Origin of the sequence: Paraburkholderia hospita, assembly GCF_002902965.1 — a bacterium.
Lineage (GTDB): Bacteria > Pseudomonadota > Gammaproteobacteria > Burkholderiales > Burkholderiaceae > Paraburkholderia > Paraburkholderia hospita.
Map to the genome: position 1 here is coordinate 54,992 of NZ_CP026105.1, position 16,084 is coordinate 71,075.

The 16,084-nt window shown below is 63.1% G+C and carries 15 protein-coding genes; 6 read left to right on the forward strand and 9 right to left on the reverse strand.

Annotated features, from left to right (window positions below; genetic code table 11):
* From gatB to C2L64_RS00270, 3 genes are all read left to right on the forward strand, one after another.
* Positions 1-1,476, forward strand: coding sequence for an Asp-tRNA(Asn)/Glu-tRNA(Gln) amidotransferase subunit GatB (gatB, locus tag C2L64_RS00260; RefSeq protein ID WP_007582039.1), 1,476 nt, complete (start codon positions 1-3; stop codon positions 1,474-1,476).
* Positions 1,477-1,614: 138 nt separating this feature from the next.
* On the forward strand, positions 1,615-2,451 hold the full coding sequence (locus tag C2L64_RS00265) for a PPK2 family polyphosphate kinase (protein WP_090834827.1): 837 nt from the start codon (positions 1,615-1,617) through the stop codon (positions 2,449-2,451).
* Between the two features lie 43 nt (positions 2,452-2,494).
* Positions 2,495-3,277, forward strand: a complete 783-nt coding sequence (locus tag C2L64_RS00270; protein ID WP_079483944.1) for an exodeoxyribonuclease III — start codon at positions 2,495-2,497, stop codon at positions 3,275-3,277.
* Positions 3,278-3,289: 12 nt separating this feature from the next.
* Here C2L64_RS00270 and C2L64_RS00275 read toward each other — a convergent pair whose 3' ends face one another.
* The 7 genes from C2L64_RS00275 to argB all read right to left on the reverse strand — a co-directional run bounded on the left by C2L64_RS00275 (position 3,290) and on the right by argB (position 10,444).
* Positions 3,290-4,474 (reverse strand): M48 family metallopeptidase, encoded by a 1,185-nt coding sequence (locus tag C2L64_RS00275; RefSeq protein WP_090834829.1) that lies wholly within the window; start codon positions 4,472-4,474, stop codon positions 3,290-3,292.
* Positions 4,474-5,868: an AmpG family muropeptide MFS transporter gene (locus C2L64_RS00280; protein WP_090834831.1), complete on the reverse strand. Its 1,395-nt coding sequence runs from the start codon at positions 5,866-5,868 to the stop codon at positions 4,474-4,476. Before C2L64_RS00280 ends, C2L64_RS00275 begins: the two co-directional genes overlap by 1 nt.
* A gap of 13 nt (positions 5,869-5,881) precedes the next feature.
* Complete coding sequence (gene metW, locus C2L64_RS00285; RefSeq protein WP_007582053.1) at positions 5,882-6,490, reverse strand: methionine biosynthesis protein MetW; 609 nt, start codon at positions 6,488-6,490, stop codon at positions 5,882-5,884.
* Positions 6,487-7,632: a homoserine O-succinyltransferase MetX gene (metX, locus tag C2L64_RS00290; protein ID WP_090834836.1), complete on the reverse strand. Its 1,146-nt coding sequence runs from the start codon at positions 7,630-7,632 to the stop codon at positions 6,487-6,489. The genes metW and metX overlap by 4 nt, the downstream gene beginning before the upstream one ends.
* Positions 7,633-7,870: 238 nt before the next feature.
* Positions 7,871-8,536 (reverse strand): nucleoid occlusion factor SlmA, encoded by a 666-nt coding sequence (gene slmA / locus C2L64_RS00295; RefSeq protein WP_079483953.1) that lies wholly within the window; start codon positions 8,534-8,536, stop codon positions 7,871-7,873.
* Positions 8,537-8,550: 14 nt separating this feature from the next.
* Entirely contained in the window at positions 8,551-9,330 is a 780-nt protein-coding gene (locus C2L64_RS00300; protein ID WP_079483955.1) for a pyrimidine 5'-nucleotidase, read from the reverse strand.
* A 214-nt stretch (positions 9,331-9,544) separates the two neighbouring features.
* Positions 9,545-10,444 (reverse strand): acetylglutamate kinase, encoded by a 900-nt coding sequence (gene argB, locus C2L64_RS00305; RefSeq protein ID WP_007582059.1) that lies wholly within the window; start codon positions 10,442-10,444, stop codon positions 9,545-9,547.
* A gap of 306 nt (positions 10,445-10,750) precedes the next feature.
* Between argB and C2L64_RS00310 the strand changes: the two genes are divergently transcribed.
* On the forward strand, positions 10,751-11,032 hold the full coding sequence (locus C2L64_RS00310) for a cysteine-rich CWC family protein (RefSeq protein WP_407671743.1): 282 nt from the start codon (positions 10,751-10,753) through the stop codon (positions 11,030-11,032).
* Between the two features lie 29 nt (positions 11,033-11,061).
* Here the strand turns inward: C2L64_RS00310 and C2L64_RS00315 are convergent, their stop codons facing one another.
* On the reverse strand, positions 11,062-12,696 hold the full coding sequence (locus C2L64_RS00315) for a tetratricopeptide repeat protein (RefSeq protein ID WP_090834841.1): 1,635 nt from the start codon (positions 12,694-12,696) through the stop codon (positions 11,062-11,064).
* Between the two features lie 103 nt (positions 12,697-12,799).
* On the opposite strand from C2L64_RS00315, the gene C2L64_RS00320 reads away from it, so the two are divergent.
* The gene (locus C2L64_RS00320) at positions 12,800-14,104 is read left to right on the forward strand and encodes an ATP-binding protein (RefSeq protein WP_079498442.1); all 1,305 of its coding nucleotides are present in this window, start codon (positions 12,800-12,802) and stop codon (positions 14,102-14,104) included.
* A complete protein-coding gene (locus C2L64_RS00325; protein ID WP_007743952.1) occupies positions 14,101-14,643 on the forward strand; it encodes a response regulator transcription factor in 543 nt (180 codons plus the stop codon). Before C2L64_RS00320 ends, C2L64_RS00325 begins: the two co-directional genes overlap by 4 nt.
* 100 nt (positions 14,644-14,743) lie before the next feature.
* Here C2L64_RS00325 and hslU read toward each other — a convergent pair whose 3' ends face one another.
* Entirely contained in the window at positions 14,744-16,084 is a 1,341-nt protein-coding gene (gene hslU, locus C2L64_RS00330) for an ATP-dependent protease ATPase subunit HslU (RefSeq protein ID WP_007582073.1), read from the reverse strand.

Below are 16,084 nucleotides of genomic sequence, written 5' to 3' on the forward strand. Positions count from 1 at the left end.
ATGGCAACACAATGGGAAGTCGTTATCGGTCTCGAGACCCACGCGCAGCTGTCGACGGTCTCGAAGATTTTCTCGGGCGCGGCCACGCAGTTCGGCGCCGCGCCGAACACGCAGGCCTGCGCCGTCGATCTGGCATTGCCGGGCGTGCTGCCCGTGATGAACAGGGGCGCTGTCGAGCGCGCGATCCAGTTCGGTCTCGCAATCGACGCAACGATCGCGCCGCGCAGCATCTTCGCGCGCAAGAATTACTTCTATCCTGATCTGCCGAAGGGCTATCAGATCAGCCAGTACGAGATTCCTGTCGTGCAGGGCGGCCAGATCACGATTCAGGTGCCGGCCAACGAAAAGGCCGGCAAGGAAGCGTACGAAAAGACCGTCAACCTGACGCGTGCCCACCTCGAAGAAGACGCGGGCAAGTCGCTGCACGAAGACTTCGCGGGCATGACGGGCATCGACCTGAATCGCGCGGGCACGCCGCTGCTCGAAATCGTCACCGAGCCGGAAATGCGCAGCGCAGCGGAAGCAGTCGCATATGCGAAGGCGTTGCATGGTCTCGTCGTGTGGCTGGGCATTTGCGACGGCAACATGCAGGAAGGCTCGTTCCGCTGCGACGCGAACGTTTCGGTGCGCCCCGTCGGCCAGAAGGAATTCGGCACGCGCGCCGAGATCAAGAACCTGAACTCGTTCCGCTTCCTTGAAGAAGCGATCCAGTACGAAGTGCGCCGTCAGATCGAACTGATCGAAGACGGCGGCACGGTGGTGCAGGAAACGCGCCTGTACGATCCGGACAAGCGCGAAACGCGTTCGATGCGCAGCAAGGAAGACGCGCACGATTACCGCTATTTCCCCGATCCCGATCTGATGCCGCTCGTGATCGAGTCGTCGTGGGTCGAGCGCGTGAGGAGTGAACTGCCGGAACTGCCGGCAGCGATGCAGACGCGTTTTGTCGAGCAATACGGTCTCACGCCGTACGATGCAGGCGTCGTCACGTCGAGCAAGGCGATGGCCGCTTATTACGAAGCCGTCGTCGCGAAGGTCGGCGCAGCGCAGGCGAAGGTCGCGGCAAACTGGCTGATGGGCGAAGTGTCGTCGCAACTCAACCGCGAAGACCTCGACATCGCCAACAGCCCGGTGTCGGCCGCGCAACTTGCGCTCGTTCTGCAACGCATCGCCGACGGCACGATCTCGAATAAGATCGCGAAGGAAATCTTCCTCGCGATCTGGGAAGAGAAAGCCACGGATGACACCGCCGCCGACCGCATCATCGAAGCGAAGGGTCTAAAGCAGATTTCGGATACGGGCGCGCTCGAAGCGATCATCGACGAAGTGCTCGCCGCGAACCAGAAGTCGGTCGAGGAATTCCGCGCGGGCAAGGAGAAGGCGTTCAACGCGCTGATCGGCCAGGCGATGAAGGCGACCAAGGGCAAGGCGAATCCGCAGCAGGTCAACGAGTTGTTGAAGAAAAAGCTGGGCTGAGTGTCGTAGTGGTACGGGGCTTCGCGTGTGGCATGTCGCATGCGAGTCCATGACGGGCTGTTGTCGCATCGAAAGTCGCGCAACGGCCCGTTTGCTTTTTCATTCGACGTGACTGCCCGCCGCACAGGAGGAACAACGATGGCTAAGAAGAACGATCTCGACGAATATCGTGTGCCCTTTTTCGACGGGAACGAAAAGTCGAAGTTTTCACTCCCCAGCATCGATCCGTCCTCGAAGCCGTTTTCGACGGGATCGAAAGATACCGACCGCGAACGGCTTGCCGAGATCGGCGCGGCGCTGGATGCGCAGCAGGAGCGCCTGCACGCGCAGCGCGTGCAGCGTGTTCTGCTCGTGCTGCAAGGCATGGACACGAGCGGCAAGGACGGCACGATCCGCGCGGTGTTTCATGAAGTCGATCCGCTCGGTCTGCGCATCGTGCCGTTCAAGGCGCCCACACTCACCGAGCTTGCGCACGACTTCCTGTGGCGCGTCCATTCGCAGGCGCCCGCCGCCGGCGAACTGACGATCTTCAACCGCAGCCATTACGAAGACGTGCTCGTGCCTGTCGTGCTCGGTTCGATGGACAAAGATGCACGCCTGCGCCGCTACCGGCACATTCGCGATTTCGAGCTGATGCTTGCGCAGAACGGCACGACGATCATCAAATGCATGCTGCACATTTCGAAGGACGAGCAGCGGGAGCGCTTGCAGGCGCGCATCGACGATCCGACCAAGCACTGGAAATTCGACGTCTCCGATCTCGACGCACGCAAGCTGTGGGACAAGTATCAGGACGCGTACGAGGAAGCGCTCGCCGCGACGTCGACGGAATACGCGCCGTGGTACGTGATTCCCGCGGACTCGAAGACGCATCGCAACGTGATGGTCGGTGAATTGCTGCTGCGCGCGTTCGAGTCACTGAAGCTCGAATTCCCGCCGGCGAAAGAATCGCTGAAGGGCGTGATAGTCGAATGATCTTCACCTTGTCGAATAGACGAAAACATAACGAAGGAAAAACATGTTGCGTGTGATCACCGCCAACCTGAACGGCATCCGTTCGGCGGCCAAGAAGGGCTTTTTCGAGTGGTTCGGCGAGCAGAAGGCCGACGTCGTGTGCGTGCAGGAAATCAAATGCTCGCAGGACGACATGACGCCTGAATTCCTCGCGCCTCACGGTTTCACCGGCTATTTCCAGCATGCGGTGAAGAAGGGTTACAGCGGCGCCGGTCTCTATACGCGTCACGAGCCGGATGAAGTCGTGATCGGCTTCGGCAGCGAAGAGTTCGATCCCGAAGGGCGCTACGTCGAAGCGCGGTTCGGCAATCTGTCGGTGATTTCGGTGTATGTGCCGTCGGGTTCGAGCGGCGACGAGCGTCAGCAGGCGAAGTACCGCTTCATGGACGAGTTCATGCCGCATCTCACTGAGTTGTCGAAAGAGCGCGAAGTGATCGTGTGCGGCGACGTGAATATCGTTCACAAGGAAATCGACATCAAGAACTGGAAGGGCAACCAGAAGAACTCGGGCTGCCTGCCGGAAGAACGCGCGTGGCTGACGAAACTGTTCGACGACGTCGGCTACGTGGACGTGTTCCGCACGCTCGATCAGCGGCCGGAGCAATACACGTGGTGGAGCAATCGCGGCCAGGCGTATGCGAAGAACGTGGGGTGGCGTATCGATTATCAGATCGCGACGCCGGGCATTGCGGCGACGGCGAAACGCGTCGATGTGTTCCGCGATATCAAGTTCAGCGATCACGCGCCCGTGACCGTCGACTACGCGCACAAGATCGCGAAGAAATAAACGAAAGCGGCGTCAGTCGTTCGCGGTCGTACGGCGCGGGCGGCCGATGCCCGCATAGTCGGGCAACGCATCGACGCTCTTGCCGACAGCTTTCGCGTACAGCGGCAGCATGTCGGCCAGCCGCTTCATGATGTCCGCGCGACGTGCCGCGTTATACGGGTGCACGTAGATGAAGCCCTGATCGCGGTTGTTGCGCGTCGCGACGGCGAGTTTGTCCCATAGCGTGATCGCCGCGCGCGGATCGTAACCGGCACGCGATGCAATGTCGCTGCCGATCACATCGGCTTCCGTCTCATCCGCGCGTTCGTACTTCATTTCCAGCAACTGCGTGCCGATGCCGAGCGGCGCTTCGCCCAGATCGGCGAGACCGAAGAGTTGCGGAATCGTCCCCGAGCCGAGTTGCGCGGCCTGCTGTTCGCCGAGACGCTCGCGCGCGTGCTCACGCAGCGCGTGAGCGATTTCATGGCCGAGCAGCATGCCAAGTTCGTTGTCGTTGGGCTTGACCTTGTCGAGCATGCCGCCATACACGACGATCTTGCCGCCTGGCAGACAGTACACACGAATGTCCGGCGAACGCAGCACCGCGATATCCCACTTCCAGTTCTTCGCGCGGTCGTTCCATTTCAGCGAATACGGAACGAGCTTGTCGACGATCGCCTGCACGCGCTTCACGTGCGCGTCCGATGACGGATAGAGCCGACTCATGTGCTCGGCGCCGCGCGCGATCTGATCGAATTCCTCAGCCGATTGCGCTTCGAGCATCGGCGACGGAATCAGATTGCGGAACACTGCGTACCCGCCATAGCGCAATTGCTGGTTAGGCATGAAAGGCGGTGGCGGTGGCGGCGTGGGTGCCGGCGTGCGAGCCGTCACGGGCGTTGGCGGTGTCGCTGAGCCTGCGTTCGACGGCGCGGATGCGCCGGACGCGGCGGACGGCGCCGCTTCTAACTTTGGCGCGGAAGGCGTCGAAGGAGTGGATGGCGCAGCAGGCGCGTTCGCAGCGGGCGGCGCGCTGACGTTCGACGTCGATTCGGTCGCGTACGCCTGCCACGGCGACGTCACGCCGGACACCGCGCAGGCAGCGAGAACGGCCAGATGCAGCGCACGGGTACGCCCGCGCATGCGATATGCAGGCGATAGACGGGAAACGGCGCGCGAAGTCGGACCCATGACGGCGCGCCGCGACGCAAACACCATCACGACTGCTTTCTCCAAGGGGCGATCCGGAACAACAGTAGCATGCCCGGTATAGCAAGCGCCGTGCAGACCAAGAAGTAGTTGAACCAGCCGATCTGCGCGACCGCGAAGCCGCTTGCCGCCGACGCCAGCGTGCGCGGCACGGAAGCCAGCGACGTGAAGAGCGCGAACTGCGTCGCCGTATAGCGCGGGTCGGTCGTGCTCGCGATATACGCGGTGAACGCGGCGAGCGTGAGACCTGTCGTGAATGTCTCGAAGCCGTACACGAGCGCGAGCGCGACCGACATCGGATCGAGCTGCACCGTCCAGCCGATGCCGAGCAACGACAGCAGTTTCGTTGTGCCCGTGCTGAGCGCGACGGCGATGTCGTACACGACGGTGAGTCCCGGCGACGTCGGCCCGACATGCGCGAGCCATGCGAAGCCGAGCGTCGACACCATCTGCAGGATGCCGAAGATCCACAAGCCGCGACCGATGCCGATGCGCATCAGCGCGATACCGCCGATGATGCCGCCCGCCAGACTCGCGCCGAACGCCGTCGTCTTCGCAATCACGCCGATCTGTGTGCGCGAAAAGCCGATGTCGAGAAAGAACGACGTGGACAGCGTGGTCGCCATCGTATCGCCGAGCTTGTACAGGAAGATGAAGCCGAGCACGAACAGCGCACCGCGCCAGCCGTCGCGCAGAATGAATTCGCGGAACGGTTCGACGATCGCTTCGCGCAGGTTCTTCGGCGGCGTGCCGTGTACTTCGGGCTCGCGCACGACAAGCGTCATCACCATGCCCGGCAGCATGAACGCGGCCGTCACGATGAACACGGTCGCCCATGGCAGATGGTCCGACAGAATCAGCGCGAGCGAACCGGGCACGAGCGCCGCGATCTTGTACGCGTTCACATGCACAGCGTTGCCGAGGCCTTGCTCGGTATTGTGCAGCAGTTCGCGCCGATACGCGTCGATCACGATATCCGAACTCGCACCGAAGAACGCGACGAGCGCGGTCAGTGCGGCAACCGTCCAGATTGAATCGCGCGGCGAGACGATGCCGAGCGACGCGATCGCGCCGGCGACCAGGATCTGCGTGAAGAGCATCCAGCCGCGCCGACGCCCCGGCCGCCAGCCGGGCAGACGCGGCACGTAACGGTCCATCAGCGGCGCCCAGAGGAATTTCCACGTATAGGGAAACTGGATGAGCGCAAACAGGCCGATTTCCTTCAGGTTCACGCCTTCTGAGCGCAGCCAGGCCTGGACGAGATAGACGAGGGTGAACAGCGGCAACCCCGACGTGAAGCCGAGGAAAACGCAGATCAGCATGCGCGCGTTGAGAAACGCGCGCCAGCCGGGATGTTCTTCGTGAGCGGTTAGTGCAGGCGCCTCGTGTGGCGGGTTCGACATGAGATGAGTAACGTTAGCTTTTCTTGACGCGATAGACCGCAAGACTACCACGCCAGTTCACGCCCCATCGCACCTGCTGGCCGCCATGCAGCACCACGCGATCGAGAATCTCGATGCCGACTTCCGGCGCGAGCGCCTCGAAATCCTTGATGGTCAGCACGCGCACGTTTGGCGTGTTGTGCCACTGATAAGGCAGCGACTTTGACACGGGCATGCGTCCCTGCAAAACGGACAGTCGGTGCGTCCAGAATCCGAAATTTGGGAACGAAACGATGCATTCCTTGCCGACGCGCACCGTCTCGCGCAGGATCGCGGCTGTCTGGTGAATGGTCTGCAGCGTTTGAGAAAGGATCGCAAAATCGAAGCTGCCGTCTTCGAACAGGCGCAAGCCGTCTTCCAGATTCTGCTGGATCACGTTGATGCCGTTCTTCGTCGAAGCGAGCACGCCGGCGTCGTTGATCTCGATGCCGTAGCCCGTCACTTCGAGTTCTTCCATCAGCAGCGACAGCAGCGAGCCGTCGCCGCAGCCGAGATCGAGCACCGTTCCGCGTGGCTCGACCCAGCGGGCGATCGCGCGGAAATCCGGCCGCGTCGCAAGATAATCGAGAGCGCGCTGGTTCATGCGTTGACCTCTGCAGCAATGCGTTCGTAGTAGGCGCGCATCAGGTTGTGATAGCGCGCGTCGTCGAGGAGGAAAGCGTCGTGGCCGTGCGGCGCGTCGATTTCGCCGTACGTGACCTGGCGCTTGTGATCGAGCAGCGCCTTCACCAGCTCGCGCGAGCGCGCGGGCGCGAAACGCCAGTCGGTCGAGAAGCTCGCGATCAGATACTTCGCCTTCGTATGCGCGAGTGCCGCCGTGAGATCGCCGTCATACGCCTTGGCGGGATCGAAGTAATCGAGCGCGCGAGTGATCAGCAGATACGTGTTCGCGTCGAAGTAGTCGGCGAACTTGTCGCCCTGGTAGCGCAGATACGATTCCACTTCGAACTCGACGTCGAAGTTGAAGTTGTAGACGTCTTCCGCGCCTTCCGCGCGACGCAGCGCGCGGCCGAACTTCGCGGCCATGTCGTCGTCGGACAGATAAGTGATGTGGCCGATCATCCGCGCGACGCGCAAGCCGCGCTTCGGCTTCACGCCGTGCGCGTAGTAGTTGCCGCCGTGAAAATCCGGATCCGACAGGATCGACGAGCGCGCCACTTCGTTGAACGCGATGTTCTGCGCCGAGAGCTTCGGCGTCGATGCAACGACGATGCAATGCGCAAGCCGCTCGGGATACATCATGCTCCACGCGAGCGCCTGCATGCCGCCGAGACTGCCGCCCATCACGGCTGCGAATTTCTCGATGCCGAACGTGTCGGCGACGAGCGCCTGCGCGTTCACCCAGTCTTCGACCGTCACGACGGGGAAGCTCGCGCCGTACGGACGGCCCGTCGACGGATCGATGCTCATCGGGCCCGTCGAGCCGAAGCACGAACCGAGGTTGTTCACGCCGATCACGAAGAAGCGGTCGGTGTCGAGCGGCTTGCCGGGGCCAACCATGTTGTCCCACCAGCCGACGTTCTTCGGATCATCCGCATAGACGCCCGCCACGTGATGCGACGCGTTGAGCGCGTGGCACACGAGCACGGCATTGCTGCGCGCGGTGTTGAGCGTACCGTACGTTTCGACGACGAGGTCGTAGTTCGCGAGCGAGCTGCCGTTCTGCAGGCGCAGCGGCTCGGAGAAATGCATTGTTTGTGGAGTGACGATCCCGATCGATTCCATTCATTCCGCCTTCTGACATGGCGCGGCTAAATGGTGTCGGCGATTGCGCGGAAGGAGTGTGCGCGGCTGACGACCTCTTTAGCCGCATTTATAGTGAACCGGAATGGATGACCTCCATCCGCTGGTTCGCGCGCCCGCAATCGAGTCAGCAAATCGGCGCGTTGTGCAATTCTGGACCGTCAAGAACGGTCAAGCGCAGAGTATAGCGGAAAATGCGCTGCGTCTGCGCTGGCCCGCCCTACTGGAGGATGAGGCGCAATTGCGCGTCGGCCTGTTCGATCGGCGCGCGCGAGAAGCCGCTGCGCACGAAGCGATGCCAGCGCCCGATGATGTAGCTGAGCAAAAGGCTCGCACGCGCCACGGGATCGTAGTCGGCAGGCAGCGGGATCGCAGTGTGTTCGGCGTGGCTCGACGCGTCCATCAATCCGAGCCGCAGACATTGCTTGAGCGACGCCTCGACGCGCTCGAGCAACTGGTTGACCCGCTCGGTTAGCCGCTCGTGTTCGCCGACGAGCGCTTCGCAGGTCAGCACGCGTGTCATGCCAGGATTCTTCGCTGAAAAATTGAGCAGCATGAGCGCGATCGCGCGGGCCTGCAGCACGCCGTTCGGCTCTTTCGCGATGATCTGGTTGATGAGCCCAAAGAGCGTCTGCTCGATGAATTCGATCAGCCCTTCGAACATCTGCGCCTTGCTCGCGAAATGGCGGTACAGCGCCGCTTCCGACACGCCGATACGCGCGGCCAGCGCCGCCGTGGTGATTTTTTCGTTCTTCGGGGCCTCCAGCATCGCGGCCAGCGTCTGGAGGATATGCACGCGCCGCTCGCCCGGTTTCAGGCGCGTCGAGCGCGGTGCGGCGGTTTGGTCTTCGGTTACGTCCTCGTCATGCTTGCGGATAGGCTGCATGTCTGTCGTCCCTGTTATCGCCAGGCCGGATGCTCCGTGAGTGGTTCGATCGGCCTTCCTGGGCGAGTGCCCAGTCTCAACGATTTTAGCGAACGAATGCGGCTGTCGACATAGTGCGGGCGACCCGTGCCCGGCAATCGCGCAAGCGAGCCGTCCGCGCGCGCCGCCCGCGGCAGGTGGCCGACGATCCACACCGTGCGGATGCCGAGCCGCCGGTAGTTCTTCAAATGGCTGCGCGTGTCTTCGACGAGCACCGCGTCCGAGAGACGCACATGAGCGTCGCGCATCGCACGGCGCAGCATCGCGTGATCCGGTTTTGCGCGCCAGTAGCGGCGGTCGCGCATGTGCTCGATGGCGATCACGCGCTCGAACAGCCGCTCGATGCCGAGCTCTTTCAGCACGTCGAGCGCATACGCTTCGGGTGCGTTGGTCAGCACGATCTTGCGGCCCGGCAGCGCGTCGACGAGACGTTTCAGGCCGCGTTCGCTGCGCAGCATCGCGCGCAGATCGGGAAACGTGTGGACGACTTTCAGGAAGTCATGCGGATCGACGGGATGGTGACGCGTGAGCCCGAGCAGCGCCGCGCCGTAGCGCTGCGTGTATCCGGTGCGCAGACGGTTCGCTTCGTCGCGCTCGACTTGCAGCGCGTCGATGATGTACTGCGTCATCGCGGTGTTGATCGCCGGGAAGATCGCGTGCGACGCGTGATGCAGCGTGTTGTCGAGATCGAACAGCCAGACGGGCGTGCCGGCGTGAATCTGCGGCCGACGGCGCTTCGGACGGAAAGTGCGCATGATGTTGCGGCGTGGTAGATATCAAGCGCGCGAGGCGGTCCGCTGCCGTGCAAGACGGGCGGCGCGCGATGCGTGCAAATGGAAAAGCTTGAGACAGCGCAGGACACTGCGCGAAAGACCGAAGGCCAGTATGCCTTCTGCGAAGCACGGCGGCCAGCGTGCCGTGCTTCGCGCGATGCGTGATTTTGCGTGATACGTGACGTGACGACCGCGCTCAGTGCGAGCGGATCATCGTGCCGAACGGCTGCTCCGTCAGGATTTCGAGCAGCACAGAATGCTCGATGCGGCCGTCGATGATGTGCACCGAACGCACGCCGCTCTTGGCGGCGTCGAGCGCCGACGAGATCTTCGGCAGCATGCCGCCCGAGATCGTGCCGTCGGCGAACAGCGAGTCGATTTCGCGCGCGGACAGATCGGTCAGCAGCGTGCCCTCCTTGTCCATCACGCCCGGGATGTTCGTCATCATGACGAGCTTCTCGGCGTTCAGCACGACGGCCAGCTTGCCCGCGACGAGGTCCGCGTTGATGTTGTACGACAGGCCGTCTTCGCCGAAACCGATGGGCGAAATGACGGGGATGAACGCGTCGTCCTGCAGCGCCTTCACGACGGCCGGGTTGATCGCCTCGACTTCGCCGACCTGGCCAATGTCGATGTACTGACCGGGGTTGTCGCGGTCCGGCATCAGCAGCTTGCGCGCGTGGATCAGGCCGCCGTCCTTGCCCGTCAGACCGACTGCGTGACCGCCGAAGTGGTTGATCAGCGTGACGATGTCCTGCTGCACTTCGCCGCCCAGCACCCATTCGACGACTTCCATCGTCTCTTCGTCGGTGACGCGCATGCCCTGGATGAACGTGCCCTGTTTGCCGATCTTCTTCAACGCCTGATCGATCTGCGGACCGCCGCCGTGCACGATCACCGGGTTGATGCCGACCAGCTTCAGCAGGATCACGTCGCGCGCGAAGCCTTGTTTCAGGCGCTCTTCCGTCATCGCGTTGCCGCCGTACTTGATGACGACGGTCTTGCCGTGATACTGGCGGATATAGGGCAGCGCCTCGGCGAGAATTTCAGCCTTCAGCGTGGGGGCGATCTGGGACAGGTCGGGAGTCTCGGACATGGCGGCGGCTCGGACACGGAAACGGTGAAAACAAGGCCGGATTGTACACAACTGGCGCGGTGCAATAGTGAAACTGATGTGTGCCGTCGCGGCGATCGTGGCCGTTGTGCTGCAGTGCGGAAAAGCGGATATCGCGTGCGACGGACGCGTGGTTCACGCTGCAATTTGCAGCGGTGCGACGGAAGGTTTGGGCCATTGCCCGGCTGGTAAGTTCTCTCGCGCAACTGGAAAGGCCGGCCACTTTTGCAAACGGGCGAATCGGCGGCGAGCGGGCAGGCGTTTTGCTGGCTCGCCGGAAGTGGCATCATGTTTGAATCCATTGACCGGTTTCATCTCGCTGTCATGAACCCGTCCCCATCCGAATCGATTGGATCTTCCACAACGTCGAGCGCTCGCTGCCCGCGCTGCCGCCGTGTGTTCGACTGCGGCGCGCGCGGCGGCCGCGAGGCGTGCTGGTGCGTATCGATGCCCGCGATGCCCACCGAGGCGCTCGACGCCGGCACCGGCTGTCTATGCCCCGAATGCCTCGCCGATGCAATTGCGCGGACGCGCGCAATGGAAGGAAGCGCCGCGCCCGCGCCGGACTGAAGCATCCGGCGAGTGGGCCAGATGCGAGGTTATGGACGCGAATCCGCCAGCGCCGCGAGATCGCGCGTCAGCTTGTCGAACACCGGCTCCCACTGCGCAAACTGCGGCTGCCGGTACAAGCTCGCGCTCGAATACCACGGGCTGTCGGTGCGATCGAGCAGCCAGACCCAATGCGGATTGACGTCGAGCAGTACCCACGTGCGCTGCCCGATTGCACCGCTCAGATGCGCGACGGACGTGCACACGGTGATCACCAGATCGAGCGCGCCGAGATAGGCCGCGGTGTCGTCGAAGGTTTTGAACTCCGCCGTGTGGTCGGCGATATCGAGTCCTGCCGTGCGGGCCGCCGCCACTTCGGCTGCGGCGCCGGGCTGCAGCGAATAGAAAGCGACGTTGTCGAGTTCGCGGAAAGCGTCGACATAGCGTTCCAGGCCGACGCGGCGGTACGGATTGCGTTGGTGTCCGTGGCTGCCCGTCCACACGAGTCCGACCTTCAGCCGCTTTTCGCCGGCAAGCCGTTGACGCCACGCGTCGACGGCTAGCGGATCGGCTTGCAGATACGGAACAGTCGACGGGATCGTTTCTTCGCGCGTATCGAACAGCAAAGGCAGCGACAGTAGCGAGACCTCGTAGTCGAACTTCGGCAACTGCTCGACGCCACCCCCCAACGTGAACTCGTCGACATGTTGCGCCAGCGAGCGTCCGAGCAGCGCACCCATCTGCGGAAACGAGTTCCAGGCAAGACGTCCGCCTTCGCGATGCACGCGCTCGGCCAGCAACGGAACATAGCGGCAGAATTGCAGCAGATCGCCCATCCCCTGTTCGCCCCAAAGCAGCAGCGTCTTGCCTGCCAGCGATTCGCCGCGCCAGGCGGGCCCTTGCAGCACCGGTCGTTTGCCTGCCAGTTCCTTCGATCCGTCCCAGCGCGCTTCATGCTCGCGCCAGCCGTCGGCGTAATTGCCGCGCAGCAGGTGGATCATGCTGAGGTTGGACAGGTGCGACGGCGTGTCCGGCGCAGCGCGGTGCGCGGCGAATGTGAAGCGCTCGGCGTTTTCCCATTGCTGCGCTTCGCGCAGTGTCTGCCCGTGATTGCCGAGCACGACCGGGTTGTCGGGCTGAAGATCGATCGCATGCCGCTCGGCTTCGAGCGCGCTGTCGAGGTCGAAGCGAGCGAGGTGCGACTTTCCGAGATTGACCCACGCGTTCGAATCGGCGGGATTCTGGTGGAGCGCGGCCGTCAGCAGTTCGGCCGCTTCCGCCGAAGCCGGATTCATCCACATCAACGCGCTTGCCAGATTGTTGCGCAGGCTATGCAGGTCGGGGTCGATGGCGAGCGCGTCACGGTAGGGCGCGACGGCATCGCCGTGCCGGTGCATCAATTGCAGTGTGAGACCCAGGCGAAAGAGCGCTCGAGGATCGTGCGGCGCGAGCGCGGCGAAAGCACGGGCAATCGTCTCCGCCTCGACGCCGCGTCCCCTGGCGACCAGTTGCGGCGTCATTTCATCGAGCGAATCGGGATTGGTTGGAAACAGATGCGAAGCGGCCTGGAGCCAGATGTCGTGGGCTTGCCGGTCGCCTTGGTGAAGCGCTGCGACAGCGTGACGCAGGAATGTCTGGAAGGAATCCAAAAGAACTTGATGTGGATCAACTGTTGTTTTAAGCATTTGTGGGTGGAGATTGTCGGCCGCGCCGGAAACGATAAAGACCACTATAGTTCCGATCATTCGCTAGATGAATCAGACCCCTCCCAACAGGTAAACTCGCAGGATGCAGCGCATAACCGTCACCGGCCGGGTCAACCTCGGGCATCTCTTCTGGCTACGCAGTCTTGCCATCATCGGGCAACTCGTGACAATTGCGTTCGTCCAGACCTTTGTCGGCGTCAAGCTGCCGTTGCCGGCGATGCTGCTCATCATCGGGCTCGAAGTGATTTTCAACGCGCTGACGTGGCTGCGCGTCGCGAGCCAGAAGCCCGAGTCGAACCTCGAGCTGTTCGGGCAACTATGGGTCGATCTCGGCGCGCTGTCCGCGCTGCTGTTTCTGTCGGGCGGTACGACCAATCCTTTCGTCTCGTTGTACCTGCCGTCGCTGGCGATTGCGGCCGCCGTGCTGCCCTGGCATCTGATGGCGTGGCTCGCGGCATTCGCCGTGGCGTGCTATGCCGTGCTCGGCTTCGAATCGGTGCCGCTCAATCTCGACAATCCCGCGAATCTGTTCGACTACTACCGCGCCGGCATGTGGGTGAACTTCATGGTCAGCGTCGGGCTGATCGCGTGGTTCGTGGCGCGCATGTCGCGCGGGCTGCGTCAACGCGACGCGGCGCTCGGCGATGCGCAACAGCGTCTGCTGCGCGACGAGCGCGCGGTGGCGCTCGGCGTGCAGGCCGCGACAGTCGCGCATGAAATGGGCACGCCGCTGTCGACGATCGCGATGCTCACGGAAGAACTGCGCGACGCCGCGCGTAGCGACGAAGGTCTGAAGCCGTACACCGCCGACCTCGACATCCTCGACCAGCAGATGACGCTGTGCACGTCGGCGCTCGCGCGCCTGCGCAGTCGCGCATCGACGCAAGGCAGCCGCCAACTGGTCGACGAGTGGCTCGATTCGTTCGTCAATCAGTGGCGCTTGCGCCATCCGCACGTCAAGTTCGAGCGCCTCGGCGAGCCGCCCGCGAACGTCAGTGTCGACGACACCGTCGCCGTCAGCCAGATTCTCACCATCCTGCTCGACAACGCCGCGCGCGCGAGCCGCGATCACGTGACGCTTGCCGCGACGCTCGCCGACAACGATTCGATCGACTTCGAAGTCTGCGACGCCGGGCCGGGCGTGCCGGCGCCGCTGCGCGGCTTGCTGGGCGCGGCGCCCGTCGACAGCACGCAGGGTGGGCATGGCGTCGGGCTGTATCTGGCGTTTTCGGCGGCGGCGCGGCTCGGCGGATCGATCGAGCTCACCGACGTCAGCGAAATCAAGCCGCGCGGCACGCGCGCAGTATTGCGGTTGCCTTTGGCCCGCGAGCAAATGGGCGCGGGCCGGCAGGGCGCCGCGTCGTCCAATACGGAGAAGCAAGCATGAGCGATAAGAATTTTCTGGTCATCGACGACGACGAAGTGTTCTCCGGCATCCTCGCGCGCGGGTTGACCCGTCGCGGCTTCACCGTGTCCGAAGCGCACAACGCCGACGAAGCGATTCGCCTCGCAAATCAGCAAAAGTTCGGGCAGATCACAGTCGATCTGCATCTGGGCAACGACTCCGGGCTGAATCTCGTCGCGCCGCTGCGCGACCTGCAACCGAACGCGCGGATGCTGGTGCTGACGGGCTATGCGAGCATCGCGACGGCCGTTCAGGCGGTGAAGGACGGCGCGGACAACTATCTCGCGAAGCCCGCGAACGTCGAAACGATCCTCTCCGCGCTGCAAACGGAAGCGAGCGCGTTGCAGGCCGAAGAGGCGATCGAGAATCCGACGCCGCTGTCGGTCGCGCGGCTGGAGTGGGAGCACATCCAGCGCGTGCTCGCGGAAAACGGCGGCAACATTTCGGCGACGGCGCGCGCGCTGAACATGCACCGCCGCACGTTGCAGCGCAAGCTCGCGAAGCGGCCGGTCAAGCAGTGACCTTGCCGTAGTTTCTCGCGGACGAGGGTGAAAAAAGGGCGGCGCTCCTTGCGGAGCGCCGCCCTTTCGTTTGGCCCGTTCGCCAGCGTAACGACGCGCGTTACAGCACGTAGCGCGACAGGTCCTCGTCTTGCGCCACCTCGTTCAACGCCCGATCGACATACGTTGCGTCGATCATCACGTTCTTGCCGGCATGATTGCCCGCCGAGAACGAGACTTCCTCAAGCAGCTTTTCGATCACCGTATAAAGACGACGCGCGCCGATGTTTTCCGTCTTCTCGTTCACCGAGTAAGCGATTTCCGCAAGACGGCGGATGCCGTCGTCGGCGAACTCGAGGTGGACGTCTTCCGTTTCGAGCAGCGCCTGGTATTGCTTGACGAGGCTGGCGTCGGTGGCGTCGAGAATCGCTTCGAAGTCCTTCACCGACAGCGAATCCAGTTCGACGCGAATCGGAAAGCGCCCTTGCAGTTCCGGAATCAGATCGCTCGGCTTCGCCAGATGGAATGCCCCGCTTGCGATGAACAGGATGTGATCGGTCTTCACCATCCCGTACTTCGTGTTGATCGTCGTGCCTTCGACGAGCGGCAGCAGATCGCGCTGCACGCCCTGACGCGAGACCTCGCCGCCGCCGGCTTCGCTGCGCGACGCGATCTTGTCGATTTCATCGAGGAACACGATGCCGTTCTGCTCGACGTTCTGCACGGCCTTCGCCTTGACCTCTTCGTCGTTGAGCATCTTCGCGGCTTCTTCGTCGGTGAGGAGCTTCAGCGCTTCCTTCACCTTCACCTTGCGGCGCGTCTTCTTGCCGCCGCCCAGGTTCGCGAACATCGAGCGGATCTGCTCGGTCATGTCTTCCATGCCCGGCGGCCCCATGATGTCCATCGTGGTTTGCGGCATCTCGATGTCGAGCTCGATTTCCTTGTCGTCGAGCAGGCCTTCGCGCAGGCGCTTGCGGAACGTCTGACGCGTCGCGTTCGATTCGTCGCCGCCCGACTCTACGCCCGAGCCGAAGCCGACCGTGCGCGCGCCCGGCAGAAGCGTATCGAGGATGCGGTCTTCAGCGAGATCCTCGGCTTTTGTGCGGACCTTGCGCATTTCGGTTTCGCGTGTCTGCTTGACCGAGATTTCGATCAGGTCGCGCACGATGCTGTCGACGTCACGGCCGACATAACCGACTTCGGTGAACTTGGTCGCTTCGATCTTGATGAACGGCGCGTCGGCGAGCTTGGCGAGGCGCCGCGCAATTTCCGTCTTGCCGACGCCCGTCGGCCCGATCATCAGGATGTTCTTCGGCGTGATTTCCTGGCGCAGCGGGTCGGCGACCTGCTGGCGGCGCCAGCGGTTGCGCAACGCAACCGCGACGGCTTTTTTCGCGCGATGCTGGCCGATGATGTGCTTGTCGAGTTCCGAGACGATCTCGGCGGGAGTCATGGTGCTCAT